Source organism: Paenibacillus cellulosilyticus (assembly GCF_003182255.1).
Taxonomy (GTDB): domain Bacteria; phylum Bacillota; class Bacilli; order Paenibacillales; family Paenibacillaceae; genus Paenibacillus_T; species Paenibacillus_T cellulosilyticus.
Window position 1 is genome coordinate 314,970 of record NZ_QGTQ01000002.1, and the last position, 15,451, is coordinate 330,420.

Consider the following 15,451-nt stretch of genomic DNA (forward strand, 5'->3'; position numbering starts at 1 on the left):
GTCCTTTCGTCACAATAAGTCTACGATTCCTTGGCCAATAAAGAATCTTCGAGCGCTTGCAGGGCATTCGACATGTTCTGGACGAACGAGGCCGCGAATGGCTCGCCAAGCATACGATTGAATTCCATGTACACGCCCATCCGCTCTCCTTCCTCGAACAGTTCCACAACGATTTCGAAATACTGGCTTGGTTTTGGCGTTCGCGGCATCAAGCTCCGTCGGTAGATCAGCACACGAATCGCGTTTGCGGGTGCCTGATTCGGTACGACTTCAAGCTCCGACCACTCGAAGAAGCTGGACAAATCTTTGCGCTTCGATAAGCGATTTACAAACGTGCACAGCTCTGTATAATCCGAAAATTGTGCAACCGGGATCGAGACTGGAACGACTACCCCTTCTTCTTCCAGCATCATGTGTAGGATACAGTGATCCTGTTGAGCCAAACCAGACAAGATTGGCGCCGGTACAGTCGCGAGCAAGGCATGCACGCTGATTCCTTCAGCAGTCGCATAGTGCTGGAAGCAGGCTTGCGTTTCTTCCGTCAGTACCATTTCATACTTTTTGAAAGTCATGCGATTGGGGTCGCAGTATTCAATCGGAACTTCTATGCCTTCAATCGCAGCTTCCTTCTTGTTCTGCTGAAGCCGCGCAATTTGATAGGCCGTCGGGTATGAAAAAATGTCCGTCAGCTTGAGCTTGCCTGGATAATGTTCATTCAATCGTTCAAAAAGTTTAGAAAGCAGCATGGAGGACATGCCATAGTCTTTGAAATTATCGTGTAAACTTAAATTTCGGGCCCCCAGCAGCTCCCGGCAAATCGCCAATATGGTCTTCTCGGTCTCGGTCTCCGTCTCAGCGTTCGCTGGGAGCAGCGCATGATCGTCTTCTTGGGATAGGCGCCGATAGATGTCATCAAACTCGCCGCTGCTCCATCTGTCCGCCAATTGAATCCGCTGGATCTTGCCGCTTGTCGTTTTGGGCACCTTCCGAATCGGAATCACTTTGGAGACAACCAGGCCCGTTGCTTCAAGAATATGCTTTCTTACTTCAAGCGCGAGGGGTGCAAATTGCTCAAGCGCTTTGGTATAGGCAATAAACAACAGCAGCTCTTCTTCATGCCTTTCTTGATTCAACGAGCCAACTGCTGCTACATCGCCCAGTTGTATCCCATCTACTTCAGTGGCTAGACGTTCGATATCGTGGGGATATATATTTTGTCCCTGAATGATAATGAGTTCCTTTACCCGGCCTGTAATGACGAGACGACCCTTCCTCATGAACCCTAAGTCACCGGTGTCAAGCCATCCATCCGACGTCATCACTTTATTGGTCGCCTGTGGATTCTTATAATAGCCTTTCGTTACATTCTTACCTCTGATCTGAATGTGACCGATGATATCGTCCTCAAATACAAGACCATCGACGTCAGCGATGCGAATTTCACAATCTTCTATCGCTTCTCCGACATCAACAAGCTTCAGCACATGCTGATCGCCCTGGGTGCATTCGCGAATTTTATTTCCAATATTTAAATATCGCCGGTCTACAAGAAACTCAATAAGCCCGGATTTCACCTTCGGGATCGCTGCGCCAACTGTCGCCTCAGCCAATCCGTACACGTTGCAGATCGCTCTTTCGCTTAATCCGTAAGGCTGCAGCACGCTCAGCAAATCTCGTTCGATGTCTGGCGAAATGGGCTCAGCTCCCGTCACAAGCAGCCGAGCGCTCCTTAAATCCATTTGGTCCTTGCCCGCAGGTTTAAAGGAGGAAAGAAAAAATTTGTATGCAAAATTAGTAGCGAACAGAATAGTGGCCCGATACTCGGCGGCTTTCTGAAACCATAGCGCAGGCCGCCTTATGAATAACCAAGTCTGCATGCTAATCTGATTGATATTAGCGTATAGGGGATACAGGTGACATCCAATGAGCCCCATATCATGCGTAAGCGGCATCCACCCGAATACGGAATCGTTAGGCGTCGTTTCAAAAGCGATGCTTATCGCCCGCAAATTTGCGATTAGATTCTCATGGGATAAGACAACACCTTTAGGTTCGCCGGTAGAACCGGAAGAGAACTGGATAAATGCCGTGTCTTTCTCCGAAGGCGACGCAATGACCGCCTGCGAGCTCAATGATTCATCCCGTTCATCCACGAGCTCCTCCGCATACAAGGTCGATTGCATCATCTGCGGCATCGCTGCTTCCTCCGGCCGCCCTGCGGAAAACGTGCGAAGGGTGTCCACCCTGTCCCGGTAAGCAACGAGATACGGTTGGTCAAGCATTGCCCATATCTTAAACAGCTTTAAATTATGCTCATGATTGTTGCCCACGGTGACGGGCACCGCCACGATTCCTCCTAAAATACATGCCCAGAAAACATAAAGAAACTTCTCATTATCTTCAATTTGAAGGATGAGCTGATCGCCGGCCTTTAAGCCGGCTTGTTGCAGTTTCGCCAACACGGCTGAGGATCGTCGGTACAGCTGACCATAAGATACGTTGTGCTCATGGTTACCCGTTTTCAGAAACGTCAGGCCGTTTTGATGATCGTTTTCATAGGGCTGGATAAGTGCGATCAAATGAGAACTTTGCATCGGGGTTTGCACCTCCTTCTAATAGCTACTTCTGATTGTTCGATCAGAGGGCGTAACTAGGCCGCAAGGTGATGAGCCGCTTCGACCACAGATCGATACAGGCATCGATGATTTCTTGCGCTGCGAGATCCGTATGTTCGAATTGCTCTATCCACTCTTCCAAAGTCTTCTCTTCTTCCGCACGCTCCAATATATGAAACACATCTTCAGAAATGGTGGATTTGTACTTTTCCTCAAAGTGAAGCCGAATGTAATGGTTCGTTTTTCTTTTGCCGTCGGCGCCGCTGCCTATCGATTTTTTCAGCTCTGCTTGCGCTAGTCGGCCTGGTATAAGCTCCAAATAATTGTCCTTGCTGATCGTTTTCTTCTCGATCAAATAATCGCCGATCACCAAGGCGTGAATATTAGTCGTCAAGAAGCTGACAATCGCATCTTCTTCCGAATCGACGATCGGTTCCGCATTATTGTTGAACGATGTATTCAAAAGAATAGGCACTCCGGTTAATTTCCGGAATTCATTGATTAAACTCCAATATCTTTCGTTTACATCTCTGGATACCGTCTGGATTCGAGCGGTCCCATCGACGTGGGTGACTGCGCCTAACGACGATTGTTTATCTTGTTTCGTGGCAAGCACGAAATTCATATACGAATAAGGCGCCTTCGTACTAGGCATTTCGTAATAATCGCTTACATATTCCTCAAGAATAGACGGCGCGAATGGCCGATATCCTTCCCTCTTTTTAACCATTTCGTTAATAATTTTTTTGTTTTCCGCAGGTCTTGGATCAGCCAATATACTTCGATTTCCGAGTGCGCGAGGACCAAATTCGGATCGACCCTGAACCCAGCCGATTACGGAACCTTCCGCTAACAGCCTTGCCGTGAGCTCCACGATATTGTCCGCTTTTTTGAAAGTGATGAATTTGTCCCATTTCTTCAGCACTTTATCCAACGTGTCGCTTGCCGGAATATCCGTTCCCCAATAAAGATGGCGCAGCTTTTCCGTCCCAATGTCAGCATTCAGCTTGCGGGATAACAATAACGCGCCGCCCAGCGCGTTACCCGCATCATGAGAGGCAGGCTGAACAAACACTTCATCAAACAGACCCGAATATAATATTTTGCCGTTCAGACTGCAGTTGTGCGCCACACCTCCTGCTAGACATAACCTCGTATGTCCAGTCGACTTCTGGAAGTGGGTCAGCATATGCATGACGACTTGTTCTAACGTTTCCTGCAATGCAGCCGCAACGTCTTTATGCTCCTGCGTAAATTCCTCTCCTTTTAACCTCGGATTCAGTGCATCTATCAGCACGAAATACCAACCCGTGTTCAGCCTAAATTTCCCGTCCGGCAGTAACGTATACGCCTTCTTGAAAAGTCGTCTGAATACGCTTGGATCGCCGTATGGAGCCAATCCCATTACTTTGTATTCGTCGTGTGTAGAATAGCCAAGTAATCCAATAACGGTGTTATAAAACCCTCCTAAACTATCATTATTAGAAATATGATGAATAGGTTTCATGGCATCCTTATTTGCATCGAAAATAATGCCTGCATCCCCTTCCGGTGATGCGCCATCAATTGTCACTACGAGACTTTGGTCGAAACCGGACATATAATAGGCACTGGCTGCATGGCAATAATGATGGTTTACGTATACGATGTCTTCCTTGCTATAGCTCAAATTAAAATATTGCTGAAGTCGTTCTGCCAACCACGCTTTAGGGTCGCGGAAAGTTAAATCGCGATATTGATTGCGGTATGTAATCGTTTCAAATTTAGCCTGTGGCTCTGCGCTGTAGTATACGATTTTATCAATATCGCCCAGCTGAATCCCTTGCGTATCCAGACAGCTCTGTATGGCATGAACAGGGAACTTGCCTGTATGTTTAATTCGGTTGAGCCGCTCCTCTTCAAATGCAGCTACCACTTTCCCGTCTTCAATTAAGACTGCGGCAGAATCATGGACCATTGCGCCTGAAGTTAATGTAGGTTTAAAAAAATCTTCATGCGGGAAATCCATCCCTCCCGCTATCCCAAGAATTCTCATCTTATTAACCACCTTCCATGAACACGCTTAAGCGGTTTGGATGCTGTTTAATACACGGTTGATTTGTTGAATCATAATGCCGAAGCTGTCATTGATATAAAAATGTCCGCCCTTGAATTTGGCTATCGTACACTCATTAGTCGTATGATTACGCCATTCCTTCAAATCCGTTCGATTAACGTCCGCATCTCCAATTCCGGTCATCACATGGATAGCGGCGGTCAATGGTTCCCTGTTTGCCTCGTACACGTAGGTCTCCATTAATTCAAAATCGGCCCGAAGGATTGGAATAAACGTTTGTGCCAATTGGGTATCTTCAAACAACTCCTTAGTAGCACCGCCAAGCTCAAGGAGATTTTCCTTCAACTGTTCCTCGGGGAAGGAGGAATCAAATATTTCTCTCCGATTGATATGCGGAGGCCTTCTGCCGGACATAAAAATGACAGTCGGTTCTCTCTGTCCTAATTGCTTAATTTTGTGAACTAATTCATACGCCAGCACGGAGCCCATGCTATGACCGAAAAAAGCGTAAGGCTCGTCCTGAATATCGTTCTGGATCTGTCCATACAAATCGTCGACAGCCTCTTGAAAGTTCTTATAAAATGGATTCTTCATTCGGCTTCCCCTGCCAGCTAGCTCGACGGGCATCAATTCAATAGACTCGCTCAAATATTTTTTCCATTTGAGATAGCCTAATGACGAGCTACCAGCGAAAGGAAAGGCGAACAGTTTCAATTTACTCATTGTTGAACCAACCTATTTGAACATATAATTCGTATTCAGATTAATTTCGGCGCATTTTTGATGAAGGTATGTGTTCACCTCATCTTCTAAGCCTTTCTGCAGATCCGTTCTGATTTCAGGAAAATAACCTAGGAAGTTAAAATATTTAGGATTGAGATTATGAGGGTTAATTCGCCGGTAAAGTTTATCCGAGTACTCCGATTTTCTCTTAAACGTTTGTTTCATACGCGGGTTAGGGGATTGTTCGGTGTATTGTTCGAATCCATCAAGCTCCACTCTTACTTTATTGAGATAGATCACTTTTATTTTTTTTCTTAACGCAAAATTCATTGCTTCTTCCAGCTTGTTGATAATAGGTTCGCCCTTATCGTTAAGCGACGTATTGCAAAGCAGCGGAACTTGCGTGTCTTCATTAAATATTTGCAGCAGTTGGTATAAATCTTCGTTATCCTGTTGATTAACCGTTTGAATTCTCGCTGACTTATCCAAGTGGAGGACGGCCGGAACCTGCGAGAATTTGTCTTCTTTAACGATTGCCGTTTGAAGCATATACGGCGAAGATATATCATCTTCGAACCACTGCCCCAGATGCTGCTCCATGATCAACGGTGCAACCGGCCGCCACCATTCTCGCTCTTTAATGATATTTAGTTTAGTCTTCGAATCCTCATTTCTTGGATCCGCGAGCAAACTTCTGTTGCCTAGGGCACGGGGACCCACTTCCGAGCGATTATTAAACCAAACAATTGGATCGTTTTTAATGTCGGAAAGAAATTGATCGGCAATAAAGTCGCCATGGCTTTTCACGAATTGATTGTATTTCGTTAATATTTCGTCTAATGAATGGTCACGGTCCCCGTAATATGCATGTTGAAAATCGAAGTTGAATTTCCCATGTTTTTTATGAAACGCATATAATCCGATTCCGAGAGACATTCCCGTATCGTTCACACAAGGCGGGGCGATGAAGCCTTTAAATTTATACTTGTTCATTAAGTGCGAATTGGTCGGACAATTCAACGCAAAACCGCCCGTCATGGAAAGATAGGTATCTTCCGGATCGATGTCGAATTGGCGGAGCGCCTGCTCTACATTTCGTTCCATGATTTCTTTAGAAAGCTGCTGAATAATACACATAACGAATGCGATTTTATTCTCCTCGTAGGTGAATCGGTCGCTCAATTGCGACTCGGGCAATTTGGCAAACTCATCTTCCAATTCGTTAAATAATAAATTCAGATCCTTAAAAGTATCATAGAGGATGTCGTATTTTTGAATGAGCAATGACTCCCGAAAGAAATCCTTCTGACAATCAAACTCGATAGCACTGCCAAGGGCCATCAGCGTTCCTTCCTGCAGTCCATATCTAAACGCGGGATATGCCCATAACTGGGCTGGCGAATTTGTCGGAAAATGAGTAACCTTACCTTTATCTGCGTAGCAGCCGGGATAATAATATTTCATCTGCTCCGCCGCTGCGGAAGTCAACTTAGGAAAAAATTCTGGCCCTCCGTCCACTGCGAAAGCTAAAATTTTCTCATTATGAAAGATTTCAGTATTCAATAAAACGCCGGAATACAAGTGACACAATCCGTGATAAGCATATTCAGGCATTTCGACAAAGGAGTGATAATCATTCACCGTCGAAATCTTCGGAGATCCCCAAACTTCTTGCATATCATCGATAGTCAAATGATACTCGGCAAGTAATTCATTAATAAACTCTACTGCGTGTTCCGTATTCAGGAAGGAATACGCATGATGCTTATACCCTGTAAGACGTTCCAGTTCCCAATAATGAACCAAGGAAACGTTATCATTTTCCTTCAAGAATAGTGCAATATTGTTATCATGCCTCGTTACAATATCAAACGCGTGGCAATATTCATCGATAACGATGTAGGTAGCCAAGTAGTATCCGTCTTGCATATCATCACTCCCAATCGATTGGATATTCTCATTATTGGAATTTGTGCTTATTTCGCAGGTTTCAGCTTAATCAGCCTTAACGACCAGAGATCGATGAAGGTATCCCTAATAATCTCCTTCGTATCTTTAGAAATTTCCGGCTTCTCAGGCACCAATTCCGCTAACGGTTTATGTCCATCGGACTCTTCAATCATTTGAAATACGGCTTCCGGAATGACTTTGCTATACTTATTTCCAAAATGCATTCGGATTTCATGGATATTTTGTTTTTTTCCATCCTCCGTATAGCCGATTGATTGTTTCAACTCCGAACCGATCAGCCTTTCTGGTACCATATGCATGTATTGTTCCTTGCTGATCGCCTTTTTCTTGATTATGTAATCACCGATAACCAAGTAATGAATATTCGTCGTAAGAAAGCTAACGATCGCATCTTCTTCCGAATCAACGATTGGTTCAACATTATTGTTGAATGAAGTGTTCAACAACACCGGTATGCCGGTTAATTGCCTGAATTCATCAATTAAGGACCAATACTTTTCGTTCGTCTCTTTCGACACCGTTTGTACTCTTGCCGTTCCATCGACGTGCGTAACGGCGCCCAGTAAAGACTGCTTGTCTTCCTTCGTCCTTAGGACGAAATTCATAAAAGAGAGAGGCGCCTTCGTGTCCGGCATCTCATAGTAATCCCCCACGTATTCTTCAAGAACGGAAGGAGCGAACGGCCGATATCCTTCTCTTTTTTTGACCATCTCATTGATAATATTTTTGTTTTCTGCCGGCCTTGGATCCGCCAATATGCTTCGATTCCCCAATGCGCGCGGCCCAAATTCCGATCGTCCTTGAACCCAGCCGATAACCGCGCCGTCCGCAATCAACTTTGCGGTTGATTTTGCAACATCGTCCACTTTTTCATAGTCAATCAAATCATCCCATTGGTGCAACAAGTCATTCAGGTCGTCACTGCTGCCAATTTCGGTTCCCCAATAAAGATGACGAAGCGTTTCCGTCCCTTTATCTTTGTCCAGCCTTTGGGATAACAATAATGCTGCACCTAACGTGTTGCCTGCATCATGGGCTGCCGGCTGCACAAACACCTCGTCAAAGAGACCGGAATACAAGATTTTTCCGTTCATCGAGCAATTATGTGCTACCCCGCCTGCCAAGCATAGCTTCGTATGACCTGTCGCCTGACGATAATGGTTCAATACGTGCATGACAATCGTCTCCAGCGCTTCCTGCAGCGCCGCAGCCAAATCCTTATGCTCTTGTGTAATGGGACCGCCCTTTTTCCGCGGCGTCATAAATTCAAATAGTGCTGTTGACCAAGCAAGATTGATCGAAAATTTCCCATCCGGGAGCAGCGTATAGGCTTTCTTCAAGTATCTTCTAAATTTGGCTGGATCACCGTAAGGCGCCATCCCCATGACCTTATATTCGTCATGCGGATGGTATCCCAACACGCGAATGACCGAAATGTAAAAGGCCCCTAAGCTGTGCTCGTTCGGGATGCGATCGAGCACAGTGAATTGATCGCCTTCCGCACTGATGATGTATCCGGCATAGCCTTCCCTCGATTCCCCATCCAGCGTCACCGTCAAGCTTCTATCAAAGCCTGACATCAGATGCGCGCTTGCGGCGTGACAAATATGATGTTCAACGAACTGTATTTTTTTACGGTCAATTTGAGTGCCGTCCTGCTTATCTATCACGTCAGCCAAATAGTCCCTCGTGCTTTTATGAAGGGAATCCCGGTAGAAAAACTCGTCTCGAACGATCAGATCGCATTCTTGTTCTCTGGCCGTCAATACAATTCGGTCAATATCCGAATACGTTACCCCAAGCTGTTCCAAACAAAATTCCATCGCATGCAGGGGGAATTTCCCTGTATGCTTGATCCTGCTTAACCGTTCTTCTTCGATCGCCGCAACGACTCGACCATCTTTCACCAGCACCGCCGCAGCATCATGAGGAATTCTTCCAAAATCGAACGCTCGCAAATCCTCATGCGGCAGCTCCAATCCTCCGTGAATACTTAAAATCAGCATCATTTCCCTCCATTCATCTTAATGATTCAAGCCTTTTGCCGTTCCGGTCCTACTTTATATCGCCGACGAATTACTCTCTGTTACTTGGAGCCGTTCTTCTACATATTCTTTTAGTTTTTGCAAGGTGTTAAAATATTCTGCATCCAAAGAACCATCATCGAATTCAATATCAAATTCATTTTCGAGCGCAACAATGAGTTTGATGAATGTGATTGAATCGATTTCCAGATCAAGAAGATCGCGATCGAGAAAGTCCTTGTCAAACACACTCTCATCCATTAACCCCTCTGCCACCTGCTTCACTATTTCCAAAAATTTTGAATCGATTGTATTTTCTCTCATAATTATATCTCCTTTCACTTTTTAGTTATTTATAACATCCTACCGATTCATCCTTCAATAACCTTTCCACCGTTTCTGTAATATTGACATTTATCTGTAATATTGACATTTATCTCGTTGATTCGATACCACATAGAGCTTGGAGCGGACCCGGGTCGCACATCAATATGTCAACGTTTGCAATGGTAAATTTAATACGGATTGACTGATGTGGAAAATTAGGGTAAGTTAATAACAAATGATTTTGTTGTGATATTAACAACAATGCACCGACCAAATCATTTCCTCTATGATCAACACTACCGCTTGTTACTAACACAACGTTTGTATGCATATCGCCCCAACGTCCATTAACCCCATGACCTGGCGTTTTCGTTTCTTGTCATTCCAACTCGAAGCACTTGAACTAGATCCGAGTATTTATTCGTAATTTCAGCAAAGCCCTCCTAGCTACGTTTACTTTCTTTAAGTACATCTCGCGTTATGGAAAGCGATGATCGTCATGAAGAGCAACAGCATTTTTTATAGGGAGAGATTAAGCAAATGACGGAGTGTACAATAACCTCGGTCTACCGACAGATGCTCTTTTCTCAGGGTAGTATCCAATTTGATTATGGATTGAATCAGCGCTTTTTGATAAGTTGCAATCATCCCATCAAAGTAATATGCGATGGAAATGAGCGAAGAGTAGGGTGCGAACAGTTAATACTTGGGGAACGTTTTGAAATCAAAGGAATCGACGAAAGGATGGTTACAATTCAAGGAATAGCTTTTATTCCACAAAACATTAGCAAAGGGGGAGAGAAATTATATATTCTTAATAAGCAAGATGTACCTATTGTAGATGGGCTAATCAATTTAAATTCAGATTCCAGCCAAGCCAATTTGTCCGAAGCTCAACAGCAATTAGATTTGTTATGGAATAAACTAGATTTAATAGAAATGAACGATGAATTGAAAGCGATCTCACCTGCTATGGCACAAGGAAAAATAGATAAACGCTTAATCATCGTGCATCGTTACATTCGGTTGAATTATGGGGAGCCCTTAACGTTGCAGCTGCTTGCAGATCTTATCAATTGCAACCCTGTTTATTTAAGCAATACATACACGAAGCTGTTTAAGATCACACCTATGAAATATCTTCAAGTAACACGTATGAAAAAAGCCAGCGAGCTATTGAAAGAGACCAACATGAGTATTAAAGACATCACTACTCATTTAGGTTACGTCAATAATTCTCAATTCTCGACGATCTTTAAACGGTATTTCTCTTGCACACCTGTCGAATACCGACGGAATCAACATTTACAAATGAGAAGTATTGGGATTTTTTGATGATCGCGGACATGAACGCAATTGATGAAAAAGTCAGTCGTATTGTCGGAAAAGTATTGCAGCACAAACACCCTATCGCAATGGACCAAGTACTTTACCCGTATGGTTTGGATTCAATGAAGATCATCGAGCTTATTGTGCAGCTTGAAGATCAATTTAATATTCTCTTAGATGACAACGAATTGTATTTTGAGAATTTCAGTAACAAGCGAGATATTATAGCCCGTGTAAAGAGAAAATTGTATGGCCAGCCTTATTAATCCGCAGCAGGCACAGAAACATACATAGATGCTGTGGAACTGCTCATCTATCGGGATGCAGTAAAGTACATAAATCGTCAGCGTTTACGATAAGAGGTACAGCCTCCTCAATCTTCTTGAGAGTCTGTGCCTTTTATTATGCAATGGAATAGATGAATAAAGCCCCATTGACATCCACCTCCCCACATGTTTAGTATTAGATACTAGTACCTGGTACTAATATTAGACAAACAAGGTGGTTATCGATATGAGTTCATCCGCCCGCTTTCGTTCCAACGCTAAGCTTACCGCAATCGGCTCCTACGTCCCTGCACATAAATTAACGAACGCTGACCTCGAGCGTCTCGTCGAGACGAGCGATGAGTGGATCGTGCAGCGCACAGGCATCTCGGAGCGCCGTGTATCGGCACCGGATCAATACACCAGTGATCTATGCATCGAAGCCGTTGCTGACCTGCAGCGTCGATACAACGTTCAGCTGGAAGATGTCGACTACATCATTGTCTCCACCACCACACCGGATACGCCGTTCCCTTCCGTCTCGGCTCGTGTTCAGCAGGCGTTCAACATTGGCACATGCGGTGCAATCGATCTGCAAGCCGCCTGTGCGGGATTCGCAGCCGCGCTGCAAAATGCGAACGGTCTGCTCCTGTCCGGCGCAGCCCGCAAGGTGCTTATCATTGGCGCCGACACGATGACGAAGGTCACGGATTACACCGATCGCACGACGTGCATCCTGTTCGGGGACGGCGCAGGCGCCGTACTGCTTGAGGCGGATGATGATCGGGAAGGCGATCTGCTTGCTTCCTATTCCGTAACGACCGGCGCAGGCGGTCATCATGTATATATGTCCGGCTTGTCCGAGAAGATCGGTGAACATGCGCTGCAGAATCCAGGCAAGATCGTACAAAACGGCCGCGAGGTGTACAAATGGGCGGTCGGCACCGTTCCTGTTGGCATCGAGCAGCTGCTTCAGCGTGCCGGGTTAACGGTAGCCGACATTGACTGGTTCGTGCCGCACAGCGCTAATATTCGTATAATCGAATCCATCTGCGAGCGTTCCGACATTCCAGTCGAGCATACGCTTACTTCGCTCACGAATTATGGCAATACATCGTCGGCGACCATTCCGCTTGCACTTGATCTGGCTGTACGAGAAGGCAAGCTGAAGACAGGCCAAATGGTGCTGCTGTACGGCTTCGGAGCAGGACTGACTCAGGCAGGCGTTCTGTTACGCTGGAGTCTGTAAGCTAGAAGCTGGGAGCAAGCCGACGTCGGTATGCTTCTATTAACAAACCACCAAGCCCAGCTTTCCGCAGCAAAATAGTCTTCTGAGGAGGAGCAGATGACGTGTCCCTGCTCCTCCGATTCTCGTATGCTATCAAGAGAGCTACTACGAGAACGAACGGAGGATACCCATCATGCAGCCGGGCATGCCATTGGTGTCTATTATTATCCCCTTCTACAACTGCCCCTATGTTGATCAAGCTATTGCAAGCGCGCTTAATCAGACCTATCCCAATATCGAAATCATCGTCATCGACGACGGGTCTACGATGCACCAGGATAAGCTCGCTCCTTATCTGAACCGAATCCATTACATCGGCAAAGCAAACGGCGGAACAGCGAGCGCACTCAATTACGGGATGAGCCTAGCAACAGGCAAATATGTCGCGTGGCTTAGCTCTGATGACCAGTTCAAGCCGACGAAAGTCGCTCATCAAGTTGCTTATATGGAGGCGACTGGTGCACAGATCAGCTATACCGATTTTGATACCCTCGATCAGTACTACACGATTACAGTCCACAATGCGTCCGCCAAGTTTCCTTCCGCCAAAGCACTCTACAGCTCCCTGCTAGACGGCTGTGCCATCAATGGTTGTACGATCATGATGACGAAACAGCTGTTCATCGGGATGGGCGGGTTTAATGATCGACTTCCTTATACGCACGACTATGAATTGTGGATTCGAATCGTGCTTGCTGGCTTCGCTCTCCCATTCATCAATGAGTCGCTGACCGTATATCGGACGCACCCGGGAATGGGAACGAAGAAGCATTACGACACGATCGTGCAGGAAGCTCGTAATATTGGCAATATGTACCGCCCTGCTCTTACAGCACTGATTGCACGCACACCTGGATAAGGACCCGACCCACTTAGCTAATGATCCGTGCGGCAGGAAGAAAGGAAGGTGCGCAAGGCAGCTATGGAAATATGGTTCATGTTCGTCATCCCAAGCGGCGGCATGCATACGCTTAATTGCGAACGCATACCCGCCTTACAGAAAGCCGGCATTCGCTGCAGACTGATCTACTTCCAGCAGGGCATCGGCAGTACCCAAGGCATAATGCCCTGTCCCGTCCATTATTTAGACATGACCAAGCCGGAGCAATTCAGCGAGCTGCTGCGTCAGCATCCCCCCTCCGCTATCGTGGTCAGCTCCTGGTACACAGTGGTGCAGACGCTGCGCGAGATCGGCTACGCTGGCCCGATTATTTTCGAAATCCAAGGGCTTGGCCCTCCTCAGAAAGCGCGCAGTGAAATATCCAATATGTATGGGTATATTCAGCCGCACGCAACCGCCATCCTTCATCCAGGCAGCCCGCTCATTACAGGTCTGCTCAGCGTCATGATGCCGCATAAAGTGAAGTACGTCATGCCGAACCCGATCAATGCGGATGTCTTCCACTATCGTTCGAATCCCGCTAATCAAAATCTGCCGATGCCTCTCCTATGGATCGGACGAGTTGAGCCGAATAAGAACTGGGCGGAATATCTGCTCATCGCGCATGAACTAGTGAAGCGCGGGGAAAATCCCGAGCTGTGGATGTTCGAGGATCCCTCCCTATCAACACCGCAGGATCGGCTGTCGATGTCCAATGCCATCCATTCACTCGGATTGCTAAACCGCGTCAAGCTGCTGCCACATGTACCCCGTATGCAGATGGCAGACTACTTCTCAGCAGCTGCCGATTCCGGCGGCTTGCTGCTGATGACTTCATTGTCTGAAGGCGCTCCTTACGCTGCCTTGGAATCGATGTTATGCCGGTGCCCCATTGTAACAAGCGATAATGACGGCATCCGAACGATGGTAGAGGATAGCGTTCACGGCATCTACTACAACTTAGGAGACATCGCAGGCGCTGCGAATGCCGCACAGCATCTGAGGCACAATCAGAAGCTGCGCAAGGACATCGTCAGTCGTGCCGAGCAGCGGGTACGATCCGAATTTCACCCTGCTATATATGCTGCAGGCTTCCATGCCATTCTGCGACAGCTGGGTGTCCGATAACCGTATACCTTTAGAGGAAGAGCTTGTCCAGCTTCACCATGGGCGAGGGCCAGCGGAGCGGTATATTTTCCTCTGCCGCTGTTCCTGCCGGGACCGGCGCGACAGCCAGCATCACTTAACGGATGCCGAGCTGCTTGAGATAATACGACCAGCGTTGTTCATAGTGACGGAACAGCGCTCTTGTTTCTTGCTCAATCGCTTCTTTATGCTGTACCGTCCCCATTCCCTCGTGCCAACGGTACGCGATAAGCGGCTCTGGTGTCAGATGGACCGGATAACCTGCCAGCATGACGCGGTACCAATAATCGAGATCATGCGTATACCGCTGAGCTTCATTGAACATCCCGATCCGTTTGAACAGTTCCTTCTTCATCATCACCGTGCAGCCGTTGATCGGATTACTGTTACGGAACGTCCGCAGCATGTCATGCGCAGCCTTCGGCGGAATAATTCCTACTTGCGTATACTTGCCTTTGCCGTCGATCACATCGAATCCCGTATGACTGATCCAGGCTTCTGCCTTCTGCATCGCAGCTAGTTGACGCTTAATTTTATCCGGGTAGAAAAAATCGTCGGAGCTAAGCCAAGCTATATACTCCCCGCTCGCATATCGGAAGCCGTGGTTCAGCGCACTTGCCGTGCCGCCGTTCATTTTGCCCAGATAACTGATTCTGCCCACGTACGGCTTGAGCAGATCCGCGTGTACGGTCGATCCGTCATCAACGACGATGACTTCCACATTCGGATACGTCTGCGCAAGCGCGCTCTCCACCGCTTCTCTGACATAAGGATCGTTGTAGAACGGAATGATGATCGATACTTTCGGATTGCCTTGAATCACCCT

At 46.5% G+C, this 15,451-nt stretch carries 12 protein-coding genes; 5 read left to right on the forward strand and 7 right to left on the reverse strand.

The window, feature by feature from the left end:
- Nucleotides 1-20: 20 nt before the first annotated feature.
- Genes DFQ01_RS03980 through DFQ01_RS04005 form a run of 6 tightly spaced genes read right to left on the reverse strand, consistent with a single transcriptional unit; the run spans nt 21 to nt 9,713 of the window.
- Nucleotides 21-2,594, reverse strand: coding sequence for a non-ribosomal peptide synthetase (locus tag DFQ01_RS03980; RefSeq protein ID WP_110042582.1), 2,574 nt, complete (start codon nt 2,592-2,594; stop codon nt 21-23).
- 43 nt (nt 2,595-2,637) lie between these two features.
- Nucleotides 2,638-4,650 carry a carbamoyltransferase family protein gene (locus tag DFQ01_RS03985; RefSeq protein WP_110042583.1) on the reverse strand — a complete coding sequence of 671 codons (2,013 nt, stop codon included), beginning with the start codon at nt 4,648-4,650 and terminating at the stop codon, nt 2,638-2,640.
- 27 nt (nt 4,651-4,677) lie between these two features.
- Nucleotides 4,678-5,394, reverse strand: a complete 717-nt coding sequence (locus tag DFQ01_RS03990; protein ID WP_110042584.1) for a thioesterase II family protein — start codon at nt 5,392-5,394, stop codon at nt 4,678-4,680.
- 12 nt (nt 5,395-5,406) lie between these two features.
- On the reverse strand, nt 5,407-7,323 hold the full coding sequence (locus DFQ01_RS03995; RefSeq protein ID WP_110042585.1) for a carbamoyltransferase C-terminal domain-containing protein: 1,917 nt from the start codon (nt 7,321-7,323) through the stop codon (nt 5,407-5,409).
- A gap of 47 nt (nt 7,324-7,370) precedes the next feature.
- Nucleotides 7,371-9,374, reverse strand: a complete 2,004-nt coding sequence (locus DFQ01_RS04000) for a carbamoyltransferase family protein (protein WP_217490344.1) — start codon at nt 9,372-9,374, stop codon at nt 7,371-7,373.
- 51 nt (nt 9,375-9,425) lie between these two features.
- Complete coding sequence (locus DFQ01_RS04005; RefSeq protein ID WP_110042587.1) at nt 9,426-9,713, reverse strand: acyl carrier protein; 288 nt, start codon at nt 9,711-9,713, stop codon at nt 9,426-9,428.
- A 543-nt stretch (nt 9,714-10,256) separates the two neighbouring features.
- Between DFQ01_RS04005 and DFQ01_RS04010 the strand changes: the two genes are divergently transcribed.
- From DFQ01_RS04010 to DFQ01_RS04030, 5 genes are all read left to right on the forward strand, one after another.
- On the forward strand, nt 10,257-11,051 hold the full coding sequence (locus tag DFQ01_RS04010) for a helix-turn-helix domain-containing protein (RefSeq protein WP_110042588.1): 795 nt from the start codon (nt 10,257-10,259) through the stop codon (nt 11,049-11,051).
- An 11-nt stretch (nt 11,052-11,062) separates the two neighbouring features.
- A complete protein-coding gene (locus DFQ01_RS04015) occupies nt 11,063-11,311 on the forward strand; it encodes an acyl carrier protein (RefSeq protein ID WP_174812560.1) in 249 nt (82 codons plus the stop codon).
- Between the two features lie 247 nt (nt 11,312-11,558).
- Nucleotides 11,559-12,560: a ketoacyl-ACP synthase III gene (locus tag DFQ01_RS04020; protein WP_110042590.1), complete on the forward strand. Its 1,002-nt coding sequence runs from the start codon at nt 11,559-11,561 to the stop codon at nt 12,558-12,560.
- Between the two features lie 172 nt (nt 12,561-12,732).
- Nucleotides 12,733-13,458 carry a glycosyltransferase family 2 protein gene (locus tag DFQ01_RS04025; protein WP_110042591.1) on the forward strand — a complete coding sequence of 242 codons (726 nt, stop codon included), beginning with the start codon at nt 12,733-12,735 and terminating at the stop codon, nt 13,456-13,458.
- Between the two features lie 48 nt (nt 13,459-13,506).
- Nucleotides 13,507-14,607: a glycosyltransferase family 4 protein gene (locus DFQ01_RS04030; protein ID WP_110042592.1), complete on the forward strand. Its 1,101-nt coding sequence runs from the start codon at nt 13,507-13,509 to the stop codon at nt 14,605-14,607.
- 115 nt (nt 14,608-14,722) lie between these two features.
- Here the strand turns inward: DFQ01_RS04030 and DFQ01_RS04035 are convergent, their stop codons facing one another.
- Nucleotides 14,723-15,448, reverse strand: a complete 726-nt coding sequence (locus DFQ01_RS04035) for a glycosyltransferase (RefSeq protein WP_110042593.1) — start codon at nt 15,446-15,448, stop codon at nt 14,723-14,725.
- Nucleotides 15,449-15,451: the final 3 nt, after the last annotated feature.

What these genes read in the sequence shown, in the direction of transcription:
- DFQ01_RS03980 (WP_110042582.1), bottom strand. Translation starts at nt 2,594, where the DNA reads ATGCAAAGTTCTCATTTGATCGCACTTATCCAGCCCTATGAAAACGAT.
- DFQ01_RS03985 (WP_110042583.1), bottom strand. Translation starts at nt 4,650, where the DNA reads ATGAGAATTCTTGGGATAGCGGGAGGGATGGATTTCCCGCATGAAGAT.
- DFQ01_RS03990 (WP_110042584.1), bottom strand. Translation starts at nt 5,394, where the DNA reads ATGAGTAAATTGAAACTGTTCGCCTTTCCTTTCGCTGGTAGCTCGTCA.
- DFQ01_RS03995 (WP_110042585.1), bottom strand. Translation starts at nt 7,323, where the DNA reads ATGCAAGACGGATACTACTTGGCTACCTACATCGTTATCGATGAATAT.
- DFQ01_RS04000 (WP_217490344.1), bottom strand. Translation starts at nt 9,374, where the DNA reads ATGATGCTGATTTTAAGTATTCACGGAGGATTGGAGCTGCCGCATGAG.
- DFQ01_RS04005 (WP_110042587.1), bottom strand. Translation starts at nt 9,713, where the DNA reads ATGAGAGAAAATACAATCGATTCAAAATTTTTGGAAATAGTGAAGCAG.
- DFQ01_RS04010 (WP_110042588.1), top strand. Translation starts at nt 10,257, where the DNA reads ATGACGGAGTGTACAATAACCTCGGTCTACCGACAGATGCTCTTTTCT.
- DFQ01_RS04015 (WP_174812560.1), top strand. Translation starts at nt 11,063, where the DNA reads ATGAACGCAATTGATGAAAAAGTCAGTCGTATTGTCGGAAAAGTATTG.
- DFQ01_RS04020 (WP_110042590.1), top strand. Translation starts at nt 11,559, where the DNA reads ATGAGTTCATCCGCCCGCTTTCGTTCCAACGCTAAGCTTACCGCAATC.
- DFQ01_RS04025 (WP_110042591.1), top strand. Translation starts at nt 12,733, where the DNA reads ATGCAGCCGGGCATGCCATTGGTGTCTATTATTATCCCCTTCTACAAC.